This is a genomic window from Thioalkalivibrio sp. ALJ4, assembly GCF_000377225.1.
GTDB lineage: Bacteria > Pseudomonadota > Gammaproteobacteria > Ectothiorhodospirales > Ectothiorhodospiraceae > Thioalkalivibrio.
Genome location: NZ_KB897918.1, coordinates 647,626 through 664,891 on the forward strand (window position 1 = coordinate 647,626; position 17,266 = coordinate 664,891).

A 17,266-nucleotide genomic window follows, 5' to 3' on the forward strand; every position below is an offset into this window, starting at 1 on the left:
GTTGTTGGGGGTTTCTGCGGCCGCGCTGCTGGCGGGCTGTGCAGTCGGGCCGGATTACGAGCGCCCGGAGGTCACGCTCCCGGACGAGTGGCCGGAGGAGATCGGTGACCCGATGGATGCCGACTACGCCGATGCCGAGTTCTGGTGGGAGATGTTCGAGGACCCGCTGCTGGATCGTCTGGTGCGCGAGGCGCTGGAGAACAACGTGGATGCCGAGATCGCCGCGGCGCGGGTGGTACAGGCACGCGCGGTGCTGGGCCTGAGCCGTGCCGAGCAGTTTCCCCAACTGGAAGGCATGGCGTCGGTCGAGCGCGACTACCCCGCGGGGGATGCCGACCCGGAGACCGAGATGACGATTGGGGCCCTGCTAAGCTACGAGGTCGATCTCTGGGGCCGGCTGTCGCGTTCGGAAGAAGCGGCCCGCGCGCAGCTGCTGAACACCGCGTTTACCCGTGATGCCACCCGTTTGGCGGTCGTGAGCGATGTGGTCAGCACCTATTTCGATTATCGCGCCACGCAGGAGCAGATCGAGACCACCGAGGCGACGATCCTGTCCCAGATCGAGGCCCTGGAGCTGGAGCGCTCGCGCCTCGAGAGCGGTGCCACGACGGATCTGACCGTGCGCCAGGCTCAGGCCGAGCTGGAGACCAGCCGCGCGGGCCTGCCCGACCTGCGCGCCGATGCCGCACAGCAGCGCCGGGCGCTGGCAGTCCTGGTGGGGGATACCGAGGCCGTGGTCGAGGGCCTGGAAGGGCTCGGTGACGAGGGTCTGGAGGATCTGCCGGATACGATCTCCGGGCTTCCGCACTCGGTGCCGTCGGACCTGATGATCCGCCGGCCGGATATCCGCGCGGCGGAAGCCAGCTTGATTGCGGCCAATGCCGATATCGGTGTGGCCCGCGCGGAATGGCTGCCCAGCCTGAACCTGGCCGCGCTGTTCGGGCAGGAGGTCAGCCGGGTCAGTCAGTTTTCCTCCAGTGATTCGTTCTTCTGGGAGTTCCTGGCGGAGTCCACGGTGCCGATTCTCGATTTCGGCCGTCGGCGCGCCACCATTGAAGGCGTGGAGGCCGAGCGCGATATCGCCGAGCTGGAATACCGCGCGGCGATTCAGGAGGCCCTGGAGGAGGTCGCCAACACCTGGAGCGTGCTGAATGCAGCGCACGAACGGGTGGAGGTGCGCCAGCGCGAGGTCGGGGCGCGGGTCGAGGTCCTGGATCTCGCGGAGCGCCGCTATCTGGGCGGGTTCGTGGGGTATCTGGAGGTGCTGGATGCGCGGCGGGCCCTGCTGGATGCGCGCCTGACGCTGACCGAGGCCTCGCGCGATCGCCTGGCGGCCACCGCGACACTGTTCCGCGCCCTGGGCGGTGGCTGGGATAGCGCCGCCATTCCGCATGATGTGCTGGAGGACGGCGATCCGGATGTCGCCGAGGCGGAGGCCGAGGAACAAATCATCGTTCCGGCCGATTCGGAAGACTGACCGCCAGGACGCCTATTGCCGATCGCGCAGGGCATCCTTCATGCGGTAGAGGGCGTCCAGGGCCTCGCGCGGGCTCATCTCGTCCGGCTCCAGGGTGTCGAACAGGGCCTTCAGGGCTCGTTCTTCCGAGGGCCAGTCTTCGGCAACCGACTCGGGGGCCGCGGTCGCGGTGTCCGGGGCGGCGGCGAACAGCCCCAGTTGCGGCGAGTCCGTCGCGGCCGCCCGATCCTCCAGTTCGCGCAGGTGTTCCCGCGCGAGCTTGAGTACGTCGGCCGGGACGCCGGCCAGCTGCGCGACCTGCAACCCGTAACTTTGATTCGCCGGGCCCTCGCGGACCTGGTGCAGGAACACGATGCTGTGTTCGTGCTCCATGGCGTCCGTGTGCACGTTGGCCACGGCCGGCTCGCGCTCGGCCAGCGCGGTCAGTTCGAAGTAATGCGTGGCGAACAGGGTCAGCGCGCGGTTGTGGCGCGTCAGGCGCTCGGCGCAGGCCAGGGCGAGCGCCAGCCCGTCGAAGGTGCTGGTGCCGCGGCCGATCTCGTCCATCAGCACCAGGCTCTCGGGGCCCGCGTTGTGCAGGATGTTCGCGGCCTCGGTCATCTCCACCATGAAGGTCGAGCGTCCGGAGGTCAGGTCGTCGGAGGCGCCGATGCGGGTGAAGATGCGGTCCACGGGGCCGATCTGCGCACGCGCGGCCGGCACGAAGCTGCCCATGCAGGCGAGCAGCACGATCAGCGCCGTCTGGCGCATGTAGGTGGACTTGCCGCCCATGTTGGGGCCGGTGATCACCAGCAGCCGCCGCGTCTCCGGGTCCAGCTCGGTGTCGTTGGCGACGAACGGGGTGTCGAGCCCGGACTCGACCACCGGATGCCGGCCCTGCTCGATCTGGATGCCGGGTTCGCCGACCAGCTCCGGGCAGTGCCAGTCGAGGCGGGCCGCACGCTCGGCCAGGCAGGCGAGCACGTCCAGTTCGGCCACGGCGTCCGCGATCGTACGCAGACGCGGCGCACGCGCCTGCAGGTCGGCGATCAGGTCGTCAAACAGCGCGCGCTCGCGGAGCATGGCCTGCTCGCGGGCGGAGAGGATCTCGTCCTCGAAGCGCTTGAGCTCCTCGGTGGTATAGCGCTCGGTGTTCTTCAGCGTCTGGCGGCGCATGAAGCGGCCGGGGAGCTCGGCCGAGCGGCTGCGCGAGACCTCGATGTAGTACCCGTGCACGCGGTTGTAGGCGACCTTCAGCGTGGGGATGCCGGTGGCCTCGCGCTCGCGGGCCTCGATCTCGCGCAGGAAGGTGTCGCCGTCGCTTTCCAGCGCGCGCAGGCGATCCAGCTCGGGGTCGTAGCCCGCGCGGATCATGCCGCCGTCGGTCACCCGCAGCGGTGGTTCCTCCACCAGGGCCGCGGCGAGCCGCGCGGTCAGCTCATCCTCCGGCGCGAGCGCGGCATGCAGCGCGGACAGGCGCTCGGCGGCATCGGCCAGCGGCGCCAGGGCGGTGTGCAGGGCCGGCAGGCGCTCCAGGCTGGCGAGCAGGGCGGTCAGGTCGCGCGGGCGCGCGCTGCCCAGCACGATGCGCGAGAGGATGCGCTCGCTGTCGGCGCTGCCGGCCAGGGCGTCGCGGATCGGGGTGACGGCCTCCTGCTCCAGCAGGGCGGTGATCGCGGTCTGGCGCTCGCGGATGATCGCGCGCTCGCGCAGCGGCTGGTGCAGCCACTGCATCAGGCGGCGGGCGCCCATCGCGGACTGGGTCGTGTCCAGCAGGGCGAGCAGGGAGCCGCGGCGTTCGCCCGTCAGGGTGCGCGTGAGTTCGAGATTGCGGCGGGTGGCCGGGTCCAGCACCAGCATCTGGCTGCGCTGCTCGTGCGCCAGGCTGGTGATGTGGGCGAGATCGCCGCGATGGCGGTTCTGCACGTAGGCGAGCAGGGCCCCGGCGGCAGCGATGCCCAGGTCCAGCCCCTCGCAGCCAAAGCCGGACAGGTCGCGGGTGCCGAAATGGGTGATCAGCAGGCGATGGGCGGACACGGCGTCGAAATGCCAGTCGGCGTGGCGCTGGGGGGCGAAGGACTCGGTGCCCGGGATCGCGCCCGCCTGATCCGGCATCAGCAGCTCCACCGGGTCGAGCCGCGCCAGTTCGGCGGCCAGCTCGGTTTCGTCGCCGACCTCCAGTACGCGGAACTGGCCGCTGGCGAACTCCAGGCTGGCGATGCCGTAGCCGGTCTTGCGGCCCTTTACGGCGGCGGAGGCGGCCGGGCAGACGGCGACCAGGCGGTTCACCTGGCGGGCATCCAGCAGGGCCTCCTCGGTAACCGTGCCCGGAGTCACGATGCGCACGACTTCGCGCTTGACCGGGCCCTTTTGCGCGCCCACCGCACCGGTCTGCTCGCAGATCGCCACGCTCTCGCCCATCTTCAGCAGGCGGGCCAGGTAGCTCTCCAGCGTGTGCACGGGGATCCCGGCCATCGGGATGGGCGCCCCGGCTGATTCGCCGCGCCGGGTCAGGGTAATGTCGAGCAGCCCCGCGGCGCGCTCGGCGTCGTCGTAGAACAGCTCGTAGAAATCCCCCATGCGGTAGAGCAGCAACGTATCCGGGTACTCGGCCTTGATGGCCAGGTACTGCTGCATCATCGGGGTATGGGCGGAGAGGGGCTCGGCGGTGCTCATCGGTTCGGCTGCGGTCGATCCGGGCTTGGGGAAACACTGATTAATGTACACGTTCGCGCTCGAGTCGCTTTTGCGTGCGAACAAGGCGCGGTGACTGCCGTGCAGTCATTCTGCACAAGGGAACCGCAACGCCGTTCCCACGCAAAAGCGGCCGAGCCCCTTGGGGTTGGCACCCCAGGTTCCCCGATTCTGCGTTGCGCCGCTTGCGGGTAGAACCACTACCCGCTGCACGACGCGCCTTGTCTCGGAAAACCTGGGGTACCAACGCGAGCGTGTACATTAATCAGTGTTTCCCTGCCGTGCAGTATACGGATGCGCGGGCCCGTGTGGCAGGTGCACCATCACGAGACGTGATGTGCCACACTCGGGTGGAGTCATGGAGGATGCGCATGCTGGGAGAAGATGACCGCCGGGGCTTCCGGCGCATGCAGGTCGACACCCCCGCACGAGTGACCTGGATGGCGACTGGTGCGGCGGACGAGGTGCGGCTGGAGGACCTTTCGGCCAGCGGCTGTGCCTTTCGCTGGCCGCATGCACCGCAGGCGGGCGAGCGTGTGAGCATCGCGGTCAACAGCCCGGACGGGCGACTGCCCTCCCTGGAGCGGGCCGGCCAGGTGGTGCGCAGCGAGCCCCTGGGCGAAGAGCGGGTGATCTGGCGTGTGGCCATAGCCTTTGACAGCGAGGGATGATCCGGACATGGAAGCGGAATCGACTCTGATTGCAAGCCCGCGCGAGGCTGATCTGGCCGGGCTCTCGGCGCTGGTCTACGACCTGGGCGAGCGGCTGCTCGCCAGCGAACGCAAGCTGTGCACCATCGAGTCCTGTACCGGCGGCGGGATTGCCCAGGCGATTACCGATGTCCCGGGCAGCTCGGGCTGGTTCGAGTGCGGCTGGGTGGCGTACTCCAACGCGGCCAAGACGCGGATGGTCGGGGTGCCGGCCGAACTGATCGAGCAGCATGGCGCGGTCAGCGAGGCCGTGGCGCGCGCGATGGTCGAGGGCGGGCTTGCCCACTGCGATGCCGACCTGGCGCTGTCGGTGACCGGCATCGCCGGGCCCGGTGGCGGCAGCGCGGACAAGCCGGTGGGTACGGTCTGCTTCGGCTGGCAGGAGCGCGGGCGGGACGCGCGCGTCGAGACCCAACATTTCGATGGCGAGCGCCACGATGTACGCCTGCAGGCGATGCTGCACGCGCTCAGTGCGTTGCTGGCGCACGAGGCGGCCTGACGCGTCGACCATTCCCCGGGGCATCGCGCCCCGGTGATCCCCTTCGAGCCGTGAACCCGGGTTGGGTCGCTCCCCGCCCTGTGGGATACTGCGGCCCCGTATCCGCCCCGCAACGGATCGGAAACCATCGCTGCAAGTATCGGGAGGCATACCGTGGACGAGAATCGCAAGAAGGCCCTGACCGCCGCACTGGGGCAGATCGAACGCCAATTCGGCAAGGGCGCGGTGATGCGCATGGGCGATCAGCAGGCGGTGGATGTGCCGGCCGTGTCCACGGGCTCCCTGGCGCTGGATATCGCGCTCGGGATTGGCGGCGTCCCGCGCGGGCGCGTGGTCGAGATCTATGGCCCGGAGTCCTCGGGCAAGACGACCCTGACCCTGCAGGTGGTGGCCGAGGCGCAGAAGCTGGGCGGCACCGCCGCGTTCGTGGACGCCGAGCACGCGCTGGACCCGACCTACGCCGAGAAGCTGGGCGTGAACGTCGACGACCTGCTGGTCTCGCAGCCGGATACCGGCGAACAGGCGCTGGAGATCGCCGATATGCTGGTGCGCTCCGGCGCGGTGGATGTGGTGATCGTCGACTCCGTGGCCGCGCTGACGCCCAAGGCGGAGATCGAGGGCGAGATGGGCGACTCCCACGTCGGGCTGCAGGCACGCCTGATGTCGCAGGCGCTGCGCAAGCTGACCGCCAACATCAAGCGGTCGAACACCCTGGTGATCTTCATCAACCAGATCCGCATGAAGATCGGCGTGATGTTCGGCAGCCCCGAGACCACCACCGGCGGCAACGCGCTCAAGTTCTACTCCTCCGTGCGCATGGATATCCGCCGCATCGGCGCGATCAAGAAGGGCGACGAGGTGATCGGCAACGAGACCCGCGTGAAGGTCGTCAAGAACAAGATGGCACCCCCGTTCCGCGAGGCCTACTTCGAGATCCTCTACGGCGAGGGCATCTCGCGGGTCGGCGAGATCATCGAGATGGGCGTGAAGGAAGGCCTGATCGACAAGGCCGGCGCCTGGTACAGCTACAACGGCGAGCGGATTGGTCAGGGCAAGGAAAACGCCCGCCAGTACCTGAAGGACAACCCGCACATCGCCGAGGAAGTCGAAAAGACCCTGCGCGAACGCCTGCTGCCGAAGCGAAACAAGGCTGCGGTGGAGGACGAGCCGGTCGATGCCCCGGTCGAGGAGCAGGGCTGACCCGGCTGATCCGGACGCCGCACTGGAGGCCGGGCTCCGGCTGCTGGTGCGGCGCGAGCACTCCGCGCTGGAGCTCGCGCGCAAGCTGGCCGAGCGCGGGTTCGAGCGCGACGCGGTGGATGCCGCGCTTGAGCGTGCGCGCGAGCTCGATTACCTGAGCGACACCCGCTACGCGGACTTCATCGCCCGCCACCGCACCGAGCAGGGTTACGGCGAGCAGCGCATCCGTGCCGAACTCGCCCATAACGGCATCGGCAGCGACACCGTCAATGCCGCCATCGACGCCCTGGAGGTCGACTGGACCGACCAGGCCCGCGGCCAGCTCGAACGCCACTTCCGCCACCCCCCCGAGACCCGCGAGGACGAGGCCCGCTACCTGCGCCACCTCGCCGGGCGCGGTTTCCCCGGCGGTGTCGCCCACCAGGCCCTCGCCGCCTGGAAAGACGACGCTGGTGGTTCCTGACCGATTGCTTCGTCGCGTTGCTCCTCGCAATGACGGGTTTGGAGGAACGTCATTGCGAGGAGCAACGCGACGAAGCAATCTCTGGGCGCAACCACCAGTTTCAGGGTCTGTGCCGACCCAGCCGATTGCCACGGCCCCTTCGGGGCCTCGCAATGACGTATTTCTGACCCCGTCATTGCGAGGAGCCCTGCGACGAAGCAATCTGTGTCCAGAACCACCCGGCCCAGACGCCGAGTGATCCACCAGCGGTTGCCACTGCCCCTTCAGGCCATCGCAATGACGTGCTGGTATCGAGGACACGCGAGTGTCACCGGTGGTGAATGGCCGAAAGGATTCTCGGCCGCTGAGTACCAATGTGCAGTCGCCCACGGAGGGAGCGATGAAACAACCCTGTGTCTACATGATGAGCAACCGTCGTGACGGGACCCTCTACGTGGGTGTGACCAGTAGCCTTGTGCAGCGGGTCTGGCAGCATCGTTCGGGAGAGGTATCCGGGTTCACCAGCCGCTACGGTCTGCATCGGCTCGTCTGGTTCGAGCAATGCGTGGAGATGGAATCCGCGATCGAACGCGAAAAGCAGTTGAAGGCGGGTCCGCGGCGCAGGAAGGTTGCGCTGATCGAGCAGGTGAATCCCGGGTGGCGGGATTTGTTCGACGACATTGTGGGTTGAACGCGGCTGGGGAGGTACTTGCCGATTGCTTCGTCGCCACGCTCCTCGCAATGACCGCGATCATGGTGCGTCATTGCGAGGCGTTGGAGGGGCCGTGGCAGTCGTTGGTGGGTCACTCGGCGCTCGGATCAGGTGGCCGTGGATGCCGATTGCTTGTCGCGTTGCTCCTCGCAATGACGTCGTTTTTGTCCCGTCATTGCGAGCGCAGCGAAGCAATCGCTCTACGGAACCACCTGATCCCGATTCTGGCCAGGCTCAGCCGATTGCCACACCCTCTTCGGAGCCTGGTGATGATAGGCAACATGGCCCGAAGGCGGGGGCGGCAATACGCGGGTTGGGGGCTTGCGTGATAGGATTCCGGTTTTGACCCCATATTCAATCGGAACCGCATGAAAAGCGCCGACATTCGCCGGAGTTTCCTCGAATTCTTTGAAGGGCATGGTCATACGATCGTGTCTTCCAGCCCGCTGGTACCGGGCAACGATCCCACGCTGCTGTTCACCAACGCGGGGATGGTGCAGTTCAAGGATGTGTTCCTCGGCCGCGAGAAGCGTTCGTACAACCGCGCGGTGTCCAGCCAGCGCTGCGTGCGCGCCGGCGGCAAGCACAACGATCTGGAAAACGTCGGCTATACCGCGCGGCATCACACCTTCTTCGAGATGCTGGGCAACTTCAGCTTCGGCGACTACTTCAAGCGCGATGCCATCCACTACGCCTGGCAGTTCCTGACCGAGACCATCGGTCTGCCGCCGGAAAAGCTGTGGGTCACGGTCTACGAGACCGACGACGACGCCTACAACGTCTGGGCGAACGAGATCCAGGTTCCAGCCGAGCGCATCGTGCGCATCGGCGACAAGCCAGGCGGCGGTTCCGACAACTTCTGGCAGATGGGCGACACCGGCCCCTGTGGCCCCTGCACCGAGGTCTTCTATGACCACGGCCCGGAGGTCGAGGGCGGCCCGCCCGGTTCCCCGGACGAGGACGGCGACCGCTATATCGAGATCTGGAACCTCGTGTTCATGCAGTACGACCGCGACGCGGACGGCACGCTGAACCCGCTGCCGCGCCCGTCGGTGGATACCGGCATGGGCCTCGAGCGCTTGGCCGCGGTGCTGCAGGGCGTGCACTCCAACTACGAGATCGACCTGTTCCAGGACCTGATCGCGGCCGCCGCGCGAGTGACCGGGGCAAAGGAGCAGGACTCCGCCTCGCTGCGCGTGATCGCCGACCACATCCGTTCTATCGCCTTCCTGATCACCGACGGCGTGCTGCCGTCGAACGAGGGCCGCGGCTACGTGTTGCGCCGCATCATCCGCCGCGCCGCACGCCACGGGTTCAAGATGGGCGCGCAGGACGCCTTCCTCTACCAGATGGTCGGCGATTTGGTGCGCGCGATGGGCGAGGCCTTCCCGGAGCTGGCAGAGGCACAGGCCCGGGTCGAGCAGGTGCTGGAGAAGGAAGAGCGCAAGTTCCTGGAGACGCTCGACAAGGGCATGAAGATCCTGGAAGACGATCTGCGTGACCTGAAGGGCACGGTGATCCCGGGCGAGACCATCTTCCTGCTGTATGACACCTACGGCTTCCCGGTGGACCTGACCGGTGACATCGCCCGCGAGCGCGGTCTGGAGCTGGACATGGCGGGCTTCGAGTCCGCGATGGCGGATCAGCGCGCCCGCGCCCGCGCGGCCAGTCACTTCTCCATGGACGACGGCGGCCTGCCGCAAGTCGACGTCGAAACCACATTCTCCGGCTACGAGACCGTCGACGACGAGGGTCGCGTGGTCGCGCTGTACCAGAACGGCGAGCCGGTCGAACGACTCGAGGTCGGCGCCGAAGGCCTGGTGGTACTGGACCGCACGCCGTTCTACGGCGAGTCCGGCGGCCAGGTGGGCGATGTCGGCACGCTCAGTGGCTCCGGCGTGCGCTTCCAGGTCGCCGACACCCGCAAGCAGGGCGCGGCACATATCCACGTGGGCCAGGTGCGTGCCGGCACGCTGGAGGTCGACCAGACGCTGCAGGCCGCAGTCGAAGGCCCGCGTCGCGAGAACATTCGCCGCCATCACTCGGCGACCCACCTGCTGCACAAGGCCTTGCGCGACCAGCTGGGCGACCACGTCCAGCAGAAGGGCTCGCTGGTGGACCCCGATCGGCTGCGCTTCGACTTCACCCACATGGAGCCGCTGACCGACGAGCAGCTGCGCTCCATCGAGGCCCAGGTGAACGCGGAGATCCTGGCCAACGACGCCACCGATACCCGCGTGATGGACATCGAGTCGGCGATGGAGTCCGGCGCGGTCGCGCTGTTCGGCGAGAAGTACGGCGATCAGGTCCGGGTGCTGAAGATCGGCACCTCCGTGGAGTTGTGCGGCGGCACGCATGTGGACCGCACCGGGGACATCGGGTTGTTCCGCATCACCTCCGAGGGCGGGGTGGCCGCCGGTATCCGCCGCATCGAGGCGGTCGCCGGCGAGGTCGCGCTGCGCTGGGTCGATCAGCAGCTCGGGTATCTGGATGCGATCGCCGACCGCCTGCGCGCCGGGCGTGGCGAGGCGGCCGATAAGGTCGCTCAGCTGCAGGAGCGCTCGCGCGAACTGGAAAAGCAGATCGAACAGCTCAAGGGCAAGCTGGCCAGCCAGGCCGGCAGCGATCTGGCCTCGCAGGCGCAGGAGGTCGGCGGCGTGCAGGTGCTGGCCGCGAAGGTCGAGGGCGTGGAGCCCAAGGCCCTGCGCGACATGGTCGACCAACTCAAGCAGAAACTCGGCAAGGCGGTGGTGGTCCTGGGTACCGCGACCGGCGAGGGCAAGGTCAGCCTGGTGGCGGGTGTCACCAAGGCCGAGACCGGCCAGTTCAAGGCCGGCGATCTGGTCGGTCATGTGGCCGCGCAGGTGGACGGCAAGGGCGGTGGCCGCCCGGACATGGCGATGGCCGGCGGCCAAAGCCCGGACAAGCTTGAGGCCGCGCTGGCCTCGGTCGCCGACTGGGTACGCGAGCGCGCCTGAAGACCATCCGTCACCGCGGGGCCAGCGCCGCGGGGATGTCTGTCCGCCACCCTCGGGGCGCCTTACGCGCGTGCCCGTGGGTGCTCGCAATGAAGAACTGAATGATGTTTAATGCGCCGCCTTTCCGGGTGGCGGTGAATGGAATCGTGCAATGGCGTTGCTGGTACTGAAATTCGGGGGCACCTCGGTGGGCACCACCGAGCGCATCCAGGCGGTCGCGGAGCGGGCGCTGAAGCTGCGCGAGGAGGGCCACCAGGTGGTGATCGTCGTCTCCGCGATGAGTGGCGAGACGGATCGTCTGCTGGGGCTCGCGCATGCGCTGAACCCGCGGGCCGATGGCCGCGAGCTGGACGTACTCCTATCCACCGGCGAGCAGGTGACGATTGCCCTCCTGTCGATGGCGCTGGAGGCGCATGGTTGCCCGGCGCGATCCTATACCGGCGCCCAGGTCACGATTCGCACCGACAGCGCGCATAACAAGGCGCGTATCCGCAGTATTGACGATGCCCGTGTGCGCGCGGATCTGGAGGCCGGCCGTATCGTCGTTGTGGCCGGTTTCCAGGGCGTGGACGAGCACGGCGCGATCACCACGCTGGGCCGCGGCGGATCGGATACCACGGCGGTCGCGCTCGCGGCCGCGCTGAAGGCCGACGAGTGCCGGATTTATACGGATGTCGATGGTGTGTACACCACCGACCCGCGCCTGGTGCCGAATGCGCGACGCCTGCACAGCATCACCTTCGAGGAGATGCTGGAGATGGCGAGCCTCGGGTCCAAGGTGCTGCAGATCCGCGCGGTGGAATTTGCGGGCAAGTACAACGTCCCTCTCAGAGTGCTGTCCTCGTTCGAGGAAGGACCGGGGACCCTGATTACCACGGAGGAGGATGCGCAGGTGGAACAGGCGCTGGTTGCGGGTATCGCGTTCAATCAGAACGAGGCCCAGCTGACGGTTCAGGGCGTCCCCGATCAACCGGGGGTCGCGCATCGCATCCTCGGCCCGATCGCGGACGCCAACATCGAGGTGGACATGATCGTGCAGAACGTGGGCGCGGATCAGACCACCGACTTCACCTTTACGGTTCATCGCAACGACTACGACAAGGCGCTGGCGATTCTGCAGGATGCCTGCAGGGCGCTGAGTGCGCGTGAGGTCTCCGGGGACACCCACATCGTGAAGATCTCGGTGGTCGGCGTCGGTATGCGCTCGCACGCGGGGATTGCCAGCAAGATGTTTGAGGCGCTCTCGCGTGAGACGATCAACATTCGGATGATTTCGACCTCCGAGATCAAGATCTCGGTGGTCGTGGATGAGAAGTACCTCGAACTTGCAGTACGCGCTCTGCATGATGCCTTTGAACTTGAGCAGGAACCTGTCGGTCAACAGGAGGACGGTTAAGGATGACAGACCGTAAAACGGTTACCGGACGACCGACTGCGTCCGACACAGGCACTGCGGAGAAGAGCATGCTCATTTTGACTCGACGTGTGGGCGAGACCCTCATGATCGGCGAGGACGTTTCCGTCACCGTCCTGGGGGTCAAGGGCAATCAGGTTCGTATCGGGATCAACGCGCCTCAGGACGTTGCTGTCCACCGCGAGGAGATTTTCCAGCGCATCCAGCGCGAATCCAACGTAGCGGGCGACGATCAGGGTTCGTCCGGCGGTGGGTCCGCCCCGGGGGGGAGCGTGGCCGCTTCCTCGCGCGACGACTGACAGAGGTTGCCAGGCCCGGCGGCCCCAGTGGCCGCCGGGCCTTTTCTTTATGGGCACAAGTCCGTATCCTGTGCCGCGCATTCCGGAGAGTTGGCCGAGTGGTCGAAGGCGCTCCCCTGCTAAGGGAGTATGGGTCAAAAGCCCATCGAGGGTTCGAATCCCTCACTCTCCGCCATTTTCAAAGGTAACCCGCTGATCTCGATGACAAAATGGAGGTCCGCGGGATATCGGTCCCCCGATTAGTCCCCCACTAGATACATCATGCGAGATCCTTGCCTAGAGGATTACGTCCACTTGCTGTCTGGGTCGATGCCCGTTTCTTTCCACTGAGGATCCCATTCCTCTCTTCCCGCCATCACGATGCGCCAAGCTTCGGGGTCGCCTTCCACAAATCCAGGTAGAACCCCCATCTTGGCTGCATACCCGTATTGGCGGGCTCCTGGGCTCTCGAACGCGCCCTCTTCGTAGAGCTGAGCCGTGGACTTGCATGGCGTTCCTTCTGGAGGGAGTTCAAGCGAATCAGGTGTAATGGTCTCATCCTGGTAGCGTTTGGGTGTGTCCAGACGCGACGGTGGTGTTGCGCCCGGACTACTTGAGTCTTTTAGCCGAAGCAGTTCCGGGTCGCCAGGGTCCATCGGCAAGCCAGCGATCACGCGGTCGATCGGGTCGTCCGGCTTGAGCGGCCCGGGAGGCATCATTGCGGAGATCGCTTCGTTGATCTCGTCGTAGGGCCTGCCTTCCTGCACCATCTGCCGTATCTCGTCCCAGATCGCCCCAAGGGTTTGCTGATTCATCTTGCTTCTCCACAGCGGATCCGTAGAGAAAGCCTACATGCTAGGTATTGCCCATGGGGCTGGTCGTCCCTTTGGGTCTCTTTTCATGGCCCAACCAGCAGGTTCAAATCCGGAGCCAATGACGTGGTTGCAGGCATGCGACGGTGGTGCCGTTTCTATCCCCTTTTCGTCCCTCGAGACGGGCGACTGCAGGGTGTAGATTCTCGGCATGGTGATTTGCCGGATATGCCAGGCGATGGCTGAGGCCAGAGGTTGTTCCTCAGGGGAGATAGCGCATGACCAACGGAAAACGTATCGCATTGTCGGCCGCTGCGGGCCTGACCGTAGTGTTGGTGGTTACCGTGATCCGCGGGGCACTCGCCACCGAACCTGGCGTCTCCTATGGGATCGGTGGTCCAGGATTCCTTGGAGCTATGGCTGCCTTTGTGACTTGGTGGATCACCGACGATAAGCCCGACGGCGATCGTTAGCAGGCCTCAATCGTGGCTCGCCCGCGATCGGATTACGTGCAATTCGCCGTAGACAAACTGCGTCAGTCGATCCCGCACGTATTCGCTTGTCGTCTTACCGTGGATCGCCGCGAGGCCGGCGATTGCGGTCTTGAGGTCTTCGGGCAACTTGACCTTGATCTCTTCGGTGGCCTTGCCGTCAGGGTGCGTGTTCCCGCTTCGCGAAAACCTCGGCTCGTCGTCTGCATCATTCATCATTTGGCTCCGTAGCGGTCATAAGCGCCCGTCAATGGGGTTGTCACCCGCGAACGGACGGGTGAACCGAATCATCAATCCTTCACGGCCTTCCGTATCTCGCTGAGCGCTTGCCGGATCTGCTCCGGCGTCTCCAGCGGGTAGCCCGCCTCGCGCGCCGCGCTGATCAGCATCAGGCGGGCCTGTGCGGCCTTGATCGCGGCTTGTCGCTTCTCCGGAGGCATCGCATCGAGCCGCGCCTGCAAGCGAGCCCCGATGGCTTCGCGTTTGGATTGACTCATGGCCGGTCCTCCGTATTGCTGCTCGCATCGAGGAAGATTAGTCTCGGTTAAGCAGCTTCGCGTGCTCCCTCAATACACGGGCAAGCTCGCGCTGATGCTCCCGTGCCCCTCCACGATATGCATTCTGAGCGGACCGTGCACGCCCCTCAGGCGTCCTTGGGCCGCTGGAATGCTCCCACGGTCTCCATCGCTGGATCGCCTGTGCCTGTCGAGCTCGTCGTTCTGGTGTCCAGCCATTGCTCACTCGAGTGCTCCTCCAATAGTTCGTTTTGCGTCATCTGCGTTTTGTCTGAATCTGGGGTGGCCGGTGATTCCATGTGGTTGATCTGCTGGTTCTGCGCGACGTTGGCCTGCCGGGCGAAAACATGCGATCGCGGTGTGCGCAAATCTGCCAGGGCCTGCAGTGTGGTGCGCGACTGGTTTTGAGCACGCAGGGCCAGCTGCAAAAGCTTGGAATAGTGGTCCGCGAGCGTCTGTTGCTCCGCGCGTTCGATTAGGCGCACGAACATCTGCTGCAGCGTGACAGCCTGGTCCAAAAGCATCGCTTCTTGCTGGTCGGACCCGCTGTCTCGCATTGCAGCAACCTGGCGTTCCAGCGCCTCTTTTAGATCGACGATGTCGATACTCGCTGGTAACCGGCGGCCTTCCAAGGCTCGTATAGCACGAGCGCTGGCCACCCCGGGTGTCAGGAGCATCTTGGCCATATCGCCGCCCTTGTTGCTCTTGGACGAGCTGTCACGATCAGCATGTGAGGTTTTCGTCGTCATTTAATCGCTCCTTGGTCGTTTCCGGTCGAGACTCCGGTCGGGGCGTGTGCGTGTCTGCGAGCAAACAATCGCTTCTCGTCGGGCAGCAGGGCACCAGACCTCCACCGGGCGGCGACGCTGGCAGCAAACCAGGTTAGTTCCCGCTCGGTCATCCGGCCGCAGGCCAGGTCCTCGTGGTCATCGGTGCTCAACAAGGCGTTGAGTGTGGCCGAGGGAAGACCGGCAGCTTTTTCGGCATGTTGGATCATGGCCTGCTGTTCCGCCTCGGAGTCATATTTCTTCGGCGTGTTACACGGGTTGCAGGGGTTACCTGTCTGTTTCTTCGAGCCTTTTGTGTAACCACCCTCGGGTAGCTGCAGGGTGTCAGGGGTTACGGAGTCTCGCCCCAAGCGCTGCAAGACAGTCTCAAGCGTCATGGCTGGCTCTCCAGGGCAGGGTAGATGCAATACAGGCGCCTCGGACCTGCGGGGGTTCTTTTCACTCTCGAGCGCTTGTTGTGGTCTCGTTCCGAAAGCCAGCCAGCTTCCTCGAGGGCGTCCGCAATACGTGTCACGTCAAACCCGCCTCCTGCCTCGCGAAGCGCGGCACTGTTAAGCATCCAGACGCGGCGGTTTTCAGTATCCTCCCAATATCCGGCGCGATCCCTGACTGGCGGACTGGACTTATCTCGAATATTCGAGAATCGGGCGTCGCCGTGGCGTTCGATGTAGCTGCGCACGGCCTCCAGGATCTGTCGGGTCTCGGTATGTGCTCCGCCGCGCGCATCGCGCCAGCACCGGAAGCCTTCGAGGGCGGCACCCATTGCTTCGCCTTCTGGCCATGGCAGAACCCCGTAATCGGTGGCCAGCTCACCCGCCATGCCCGCCAGTGCGAACACCGCTGCGGCGCGACCCTCAAGGCCGGACGCTCCTGCGAACTCGGGGATATCCAAGGTCTGCGCCCGCAACGCGGGTAGGTCACGGGTCTCGACAATCAAGCGCTCAACGAACGCGGGTCCTGCGTGTCCGTAGTGTCGGGCGCTCGCCTGCTTCAGCGCGTCCGCGAAGCTTCTGCCATCCGGGTGCTGGTGCAGGGTGTCGAACGCGCCATGGGCTCGATCGGTCGCGGGCAGGTCCAGTAGCCGGGCCTCTTGGCCGGCCTTCGCGCGCTTTCCGCCCTCCGCCATGTGCGCGGCCAAGGAACGTTCGCCGCTCGACAAGGCCATCAGTCGCCACCTGGCCGGGGCGCGGGCCGCGCCGGTCCGGCTGGATCGCTGTTTGCCGAGGCCGTTGGCAATGCTGTAGACCACGGCGCCGATCTCGCGCGGGTCGCATTCGCTGATTTCGTCCAGGATCATCAGGGTGTCATTCAGGGCAGCGGCGCGGCCTTCGAGGCCGTTGGCGGTGGCTCTCCAGGTGCGGACGAATTCGGGCGGTCCCCAGACGGAACCGACAGCCTGCAGCACGCTGGTTTTGCCCTGACTAGAATCGCCCCGCAGGTGAATGCCGGCCCCGCCAGTTTCTTGAAGCGCCGCAAGCTTCAGCAGCGGACCCGCGAACGCCATGCACACCGCAAGGGCTGCCACAGGGTTGCCAATACACGGGGCGGCCACCTCGTCACGCCAGCCGTCCAGACTTCCGCCGGTCCGGTAATCATCGGTTCGGGCGTGACTTGCCTGAAAGCGCACCTTGCCCAGTCCGATGGTCCGACTTGGCAGCACGAATGCGGTCGCGTTCCCGTGCCATCCGGTATGTGTGGCGGCGATTACCTGCTCGCCGGGGTACTGCCCCATGATCCATTGCGACAGTAGATTGCGCTTGCGCGGGTCGATCCGAACGCCGAGGTGCAACAGCTCGCGCCGAAGTTCTTCACCCGACCCCGCCAGCAATTCGAGCGGGGCTGCCCATTCGCGCCACTTCCCAAGCGGGTCCATGAAGCGCAGTAGCAGACCCCATCCGTTGCCTTCGCTATCTGCTGTCTGTGCGGTGGCGTGGATCGGGCTGGCAATCCAATCGTCTACGGGTTCGGGGTTGGCGTCGCCCTTCGGGCTGGTCCAACCGTGCCAGTACAGTCCGGGGCGGCGCGCCTCGCCATTGAGCTCGAAGGTCTGGTCATGGGTCTGGAATCCGGGGCGGCGGATCTCGGGCTCTTCAAACCGAGCGTTACCCGCCGTAACCCCGTTCTCGGCGGCCAGGTTCGGCCTGGAGCCCTCGTTCTCATGTGCCCGTACCCCATGTAACCCTGGTAACCCGGAAATGCTGGAAGGGTCGTCTCGAAGCGCATCAGCACGTCGGTCCAGCCAAGCGATTCCACGATCCTCACTCATTGCCCCCGACC

General features: G+C 65.9%; 17 protein-coding genes and 1 tRNA gene. 11 read left to right on the plus strand and 7 right to left on the minus strand.

Annotated elements, in window-relative coordinates; genetic code table 11:
- Positions 1-4 precede the first annotated feature (4 nt).
- Positions 5-1,477 carry an efflux transporter outer membrane subunit gene (locus C936_RS0109190; RefSeq protein ID WP_018648955.1) on the plus strand — a complete coding sequence of 491 codons (1,473 nt, stop codon included), beginning with the start codon at positions 5-7 and terminating at the stop codon, positions 1,475-1,477.
- Between the two features lie 12 nt (positions 1,478-1,489).
- Here C936_RS0109190 and mutS read toward each other — a convergent pair whose 3' ends face one another.
- Entirely contained in the window at positions 1,490-4,132 is a 2,643-nt protein-coding gene (gene mutS, locus C936_RS0109195; protein ID WP_018648954.1) for a DNA mismatch repair protein MutS, read from the minus strand.
- Positions 4,133-4,521: 389 nt separating this feature from the next.
- On the opposite strand from mutS, the gene C936_RS0109200 reads away from it, so the two are divergent.
- The 9 genes from C936_RS0109200 (at position 4,522) to C936_RS0109240 (ending at position 12,579) form a co-directional block, all read left to right on the plus strand.
- Positions 4,522-4,821, plus strand: a complete 300-nt coding sequence (locus C936_RS0109200; protein ID WP_018138515.1) for a PilZ domain-containing protein — start codon at positions 4,522-4,524, stop codon at positions 4,819-4,821.
- A 7-nt stretch (positions 4,822-4,828) separates the two neighbouring features.
- Complete coding sequence (locus C936_RS0109205) at positions 4,829-5,359, plus strand: CinA family protein (protein WP_018648953.1); 531 nt, start codon at positions 4,829-4,831, stop codon at positions 5,357-5,359.
- A 153-nt stretch (positions 5,360-5,512) separates the two neighbouring features.
- On the plus strand, positions 5,513-6,559 hold the full coding sequence (gene recA / locus C936_RS0109210; protein ID WP_018138517.1) for a recombinase RecA: 1,047 nt from the start codon (positions 5,513-5,515) through the stop codon (positions 6,557-6,559).
- Positions 6,534-7,022, plus strand: coding sequence for a regulatory protein RecX (locus C936_RS0109215; protein ID WP_018862893.1), 489 nt, complete (start codon positions 6,534-6,536; stop codon positions 7,020-7,022). The genes recA and C936_RS0109215 overlap by 26 nt, the downstream gene beginning before the upstream one ends.
- A gap of 379 nt (positions 7,023-7,401) precedes the next feature.
- Complete coding sequence (locus C936_RS0109220; protein WP_018648952.1) at positions 7,402-7,692, plus strand: GIY-YIG nuclease family protein; 291 nt, start codon at positions 7,402-7,404, stop codon at positions 7,690-7,692.
- Positions 7,693-8,081: 389 nt separating this feature from the next.
- Complete coding sequence (gene alaS, locus C936_RS0109225) at positions 8,082-10,691, plus strand: alanine--tRNA ligase (RefSeq protein WP_018138520.1); 2,610 nt, start codon at positions 8,082-8,084, stop codon at positions 10,689-10,691.
- A gap of 151 nt (positions 10,692-10,842) precedes the next feature.
- Positions 10,843-12,087, plus strand: coding sequence for an aspartate kinase (locus tag C936_RS0109230; RefSeq protein WP_018138521.1), 1,245 nt, complete (start codon positions 10,843-10,845; stop codon positions 12,085-12,087).
- Positions 12,088-12,155: 68 nt separating this feature from the next.
- A complete protein-coding gene (gene csrA, locus C936_RS0109235) occupies positions 12,156-12,404 on the plus strand; it encodes a carbon storage regulator CsrA (protein WP_012982990.1) in 249 nt (82 codons plus the stop codon).
- A gap of 84 nt (positions 12,405-12,488) precedes the next feature.
- A tRNA-Ser gene (locus tag C936_RS0109240) sits at positions 12,489-12,579 on the plus strand.
- Positions 12,580-12,688: 109 nt separating this feature from the next.
- Here the strand turns inward: C936_RS0109240 and C936_RS0109245 are convergent.
- Entirely contained in the window at positions 12,689-13,198 is a 510-nt protein-coding gene (locus C936_RS0109245; RefSeq protein ID WP_018648951.1) for a hypothetical protein, read from the minus strand.
- 275 nt (positions 13,199-13,473) lie between these two features.
- Between C936_RS0109245 and C936_RS14930 the strand changes: the two genes are divergently transcribed.
- Positions 13,474-13,668 (plus strand): hypothetical protein, encoded by a 195-nt coding sequence (locus C936_RS14930; protein WP_155998944.1) that lies wholly within the window; start codon positions 13,474-13,476, stop codon positions 13,666-13,668.
- A 6-nt stretch (positions 13,669-13,674) separates the two neighbouring features.
- On the opposite strand, the gene C936_RS0109250 is transcribed toward C936_RS14930, so the two are convergent.
- The 5 genes from C936_RS0109250 to C936_RS0109270 all read right to left on the minus strand — a co-directional run bounded on the left by C936_RS0109250 (position 13,675) and on the right by C936_RS0109270 (position 17,255).
- Positions 13,675-13,902, minus strand: a complete 228-nt coding sequence (locus C936_RS0109250) for a hypothetical protein (RefSeq protein WP_018993144.1) — start codon at positions 13,900-13,902, stop codon at positions 13,675-13,677.
- 74 nt (positions 13,903-13,976) lie between these two features.
- Complete coding sequence (locus C936_RS0109255) at positions 13,977-14,183, minus strand: hypothetical protein (RefSeq protein WP_018648949.1); 207 nt, start codon at positions 14,181-14,183, stop codon at positions 13,977-13,979.
- A 146-nt stretch (positions 14,184-14,329) separates the two neighbouring features.
- Complete coding sequence (locus tag C936_RS0109260; protein WP_018648948.1) at positions 14,330-14,950, minus strand: hypothetical protein; 621 nt, start codon at positions 14,948-14,950, stop codon at positions 14,330-14,332.
- Positions 14,947-15,366, minus strand: a complete 420-nt coding sequence (locus C936_RS0109265) for a hypothetical protein (protein ID WP_018648947.1) — start codon at positions 15,364-15,366, stop codon at positions 14,947-14,949. Before C936_RS0109265 ends, C936_RS0109260 begins: the two co-directional genes overlap by 4 nt.
- Positions 15,363-17,255, minus strand: coding sequence for a DUF927 domain-containing protein (locus C936_RS0109270; RefSeq protein WP_018648946.1), 1,893 nt, complete (start codon positions 17,253-17,255; stop codon positions 15,363-15,365). The genes C936_RS0109265 and C936_RS0109270 overlap by 4 nt, the downstream gene beginning before the upstream one ends.
- Between the last annotated feature and the right edge of the window lie 11 nt (positions 17,256-17,266).

Coding starts and splice junctions, on each gene's coding strand:
- mutS (WP_018648954.1), bottom strand. CDS start 4,132: ATGAGCACCGCCGAGCCCCTCTCCGCCCATACCCCGATGATGCAGCAG.
- C936_RS0109200 (WP_018138515.1), top strand. CDS start 4,522: ATGCTGGGAGAAGATGACCGCCGGGGCTTCCGGCGCATGCAGGTCGAC.
- C936_RS0109205 (WP_018648953.1), top strand. CDS start 4,829: ATGGAAGCGGAATCGACTCTGATTGCAAGCCCGCGCGAGGCTGATCTG.
- C936_RS0109215 (WP_018862893.1), top strand. CDS start 6,534: ATGCCCCGGTCGAGGAGCAGGGCTGACCCGGCTGATCCGGACGCCGCA.
- C936_RS0109220 (WP_018648952.1), top strand. CDS start 7,402: ATGAAACAACCCTGTGTCTACATGATGAGCAACCGTCGTGACGGGACC.
- alaS (WP_018138520.1), top strand. CDS start 8,082: ATGAAAAGCGCCGACATTCGCCGGAGTTTCCTCGAATTCTTTGAAGGG.
- C936_RS0109230 (WP_018138521.1), top strand. CDS start 10,843: ATGGCGTTGCTGGTACTGAAATTCGGGGGCACCTCGGTGGGCACCACC.
- csrA (WP_012982990.1), top strand. CDS start 12,156: ATGCTCATTTTGACTCGACGTGTGGGCGAGACCCTCATGATCGGCGAG.
- C936_RS0109245 (WP_018648951.1), bottom strand. CDS start 13,198: ATGAATCAGCAAACCCTTGGGGCGATCTGGGACGAGATACGGCAGATG.
- C936_RS14930 (WP_155998944.1), top strand. CDS start 13,474: ATGACCAACGGAAAACGTATCGCATTGTCGGCCGCTGCGGGCCTGACC.
- C936_RS0109250 (WP_018993144.1), bottom strand. CDS start 13,902: ATGAATGATGCAGACGACGAGCCGAGGTTTTCGCGAAGCGGGAACACG.
- C936_RS0109255 (WP_018648949.1), bottom strand. CDS start 14,183: ATGAGTCAATCCAAACGCGAAGCCATCGGGGCTCGCTTGCAGGCGCGG.
- C936_RS0109260 (WP_018648948.1), bottom strand. CDS start 14,950: ATGACGACGAAAACCTCACATGCTGATCGTGACAGCTCGTCCAAGAGC.
- C936_RS0109265 (WP_018648947.1), bottom strand. CDS start 15,366: ATGACGCTTGAGACTGTCTTGCAGCGCTTGGGGCGAGACTCCGTAACC.
- C936_RS0109270 (WP_018648946.1), bottom strand. CDS start 17,255: ATGAGTGAGGATCGTGGAATCGCTTGGCTGGACCGACGTGCTGATGCG.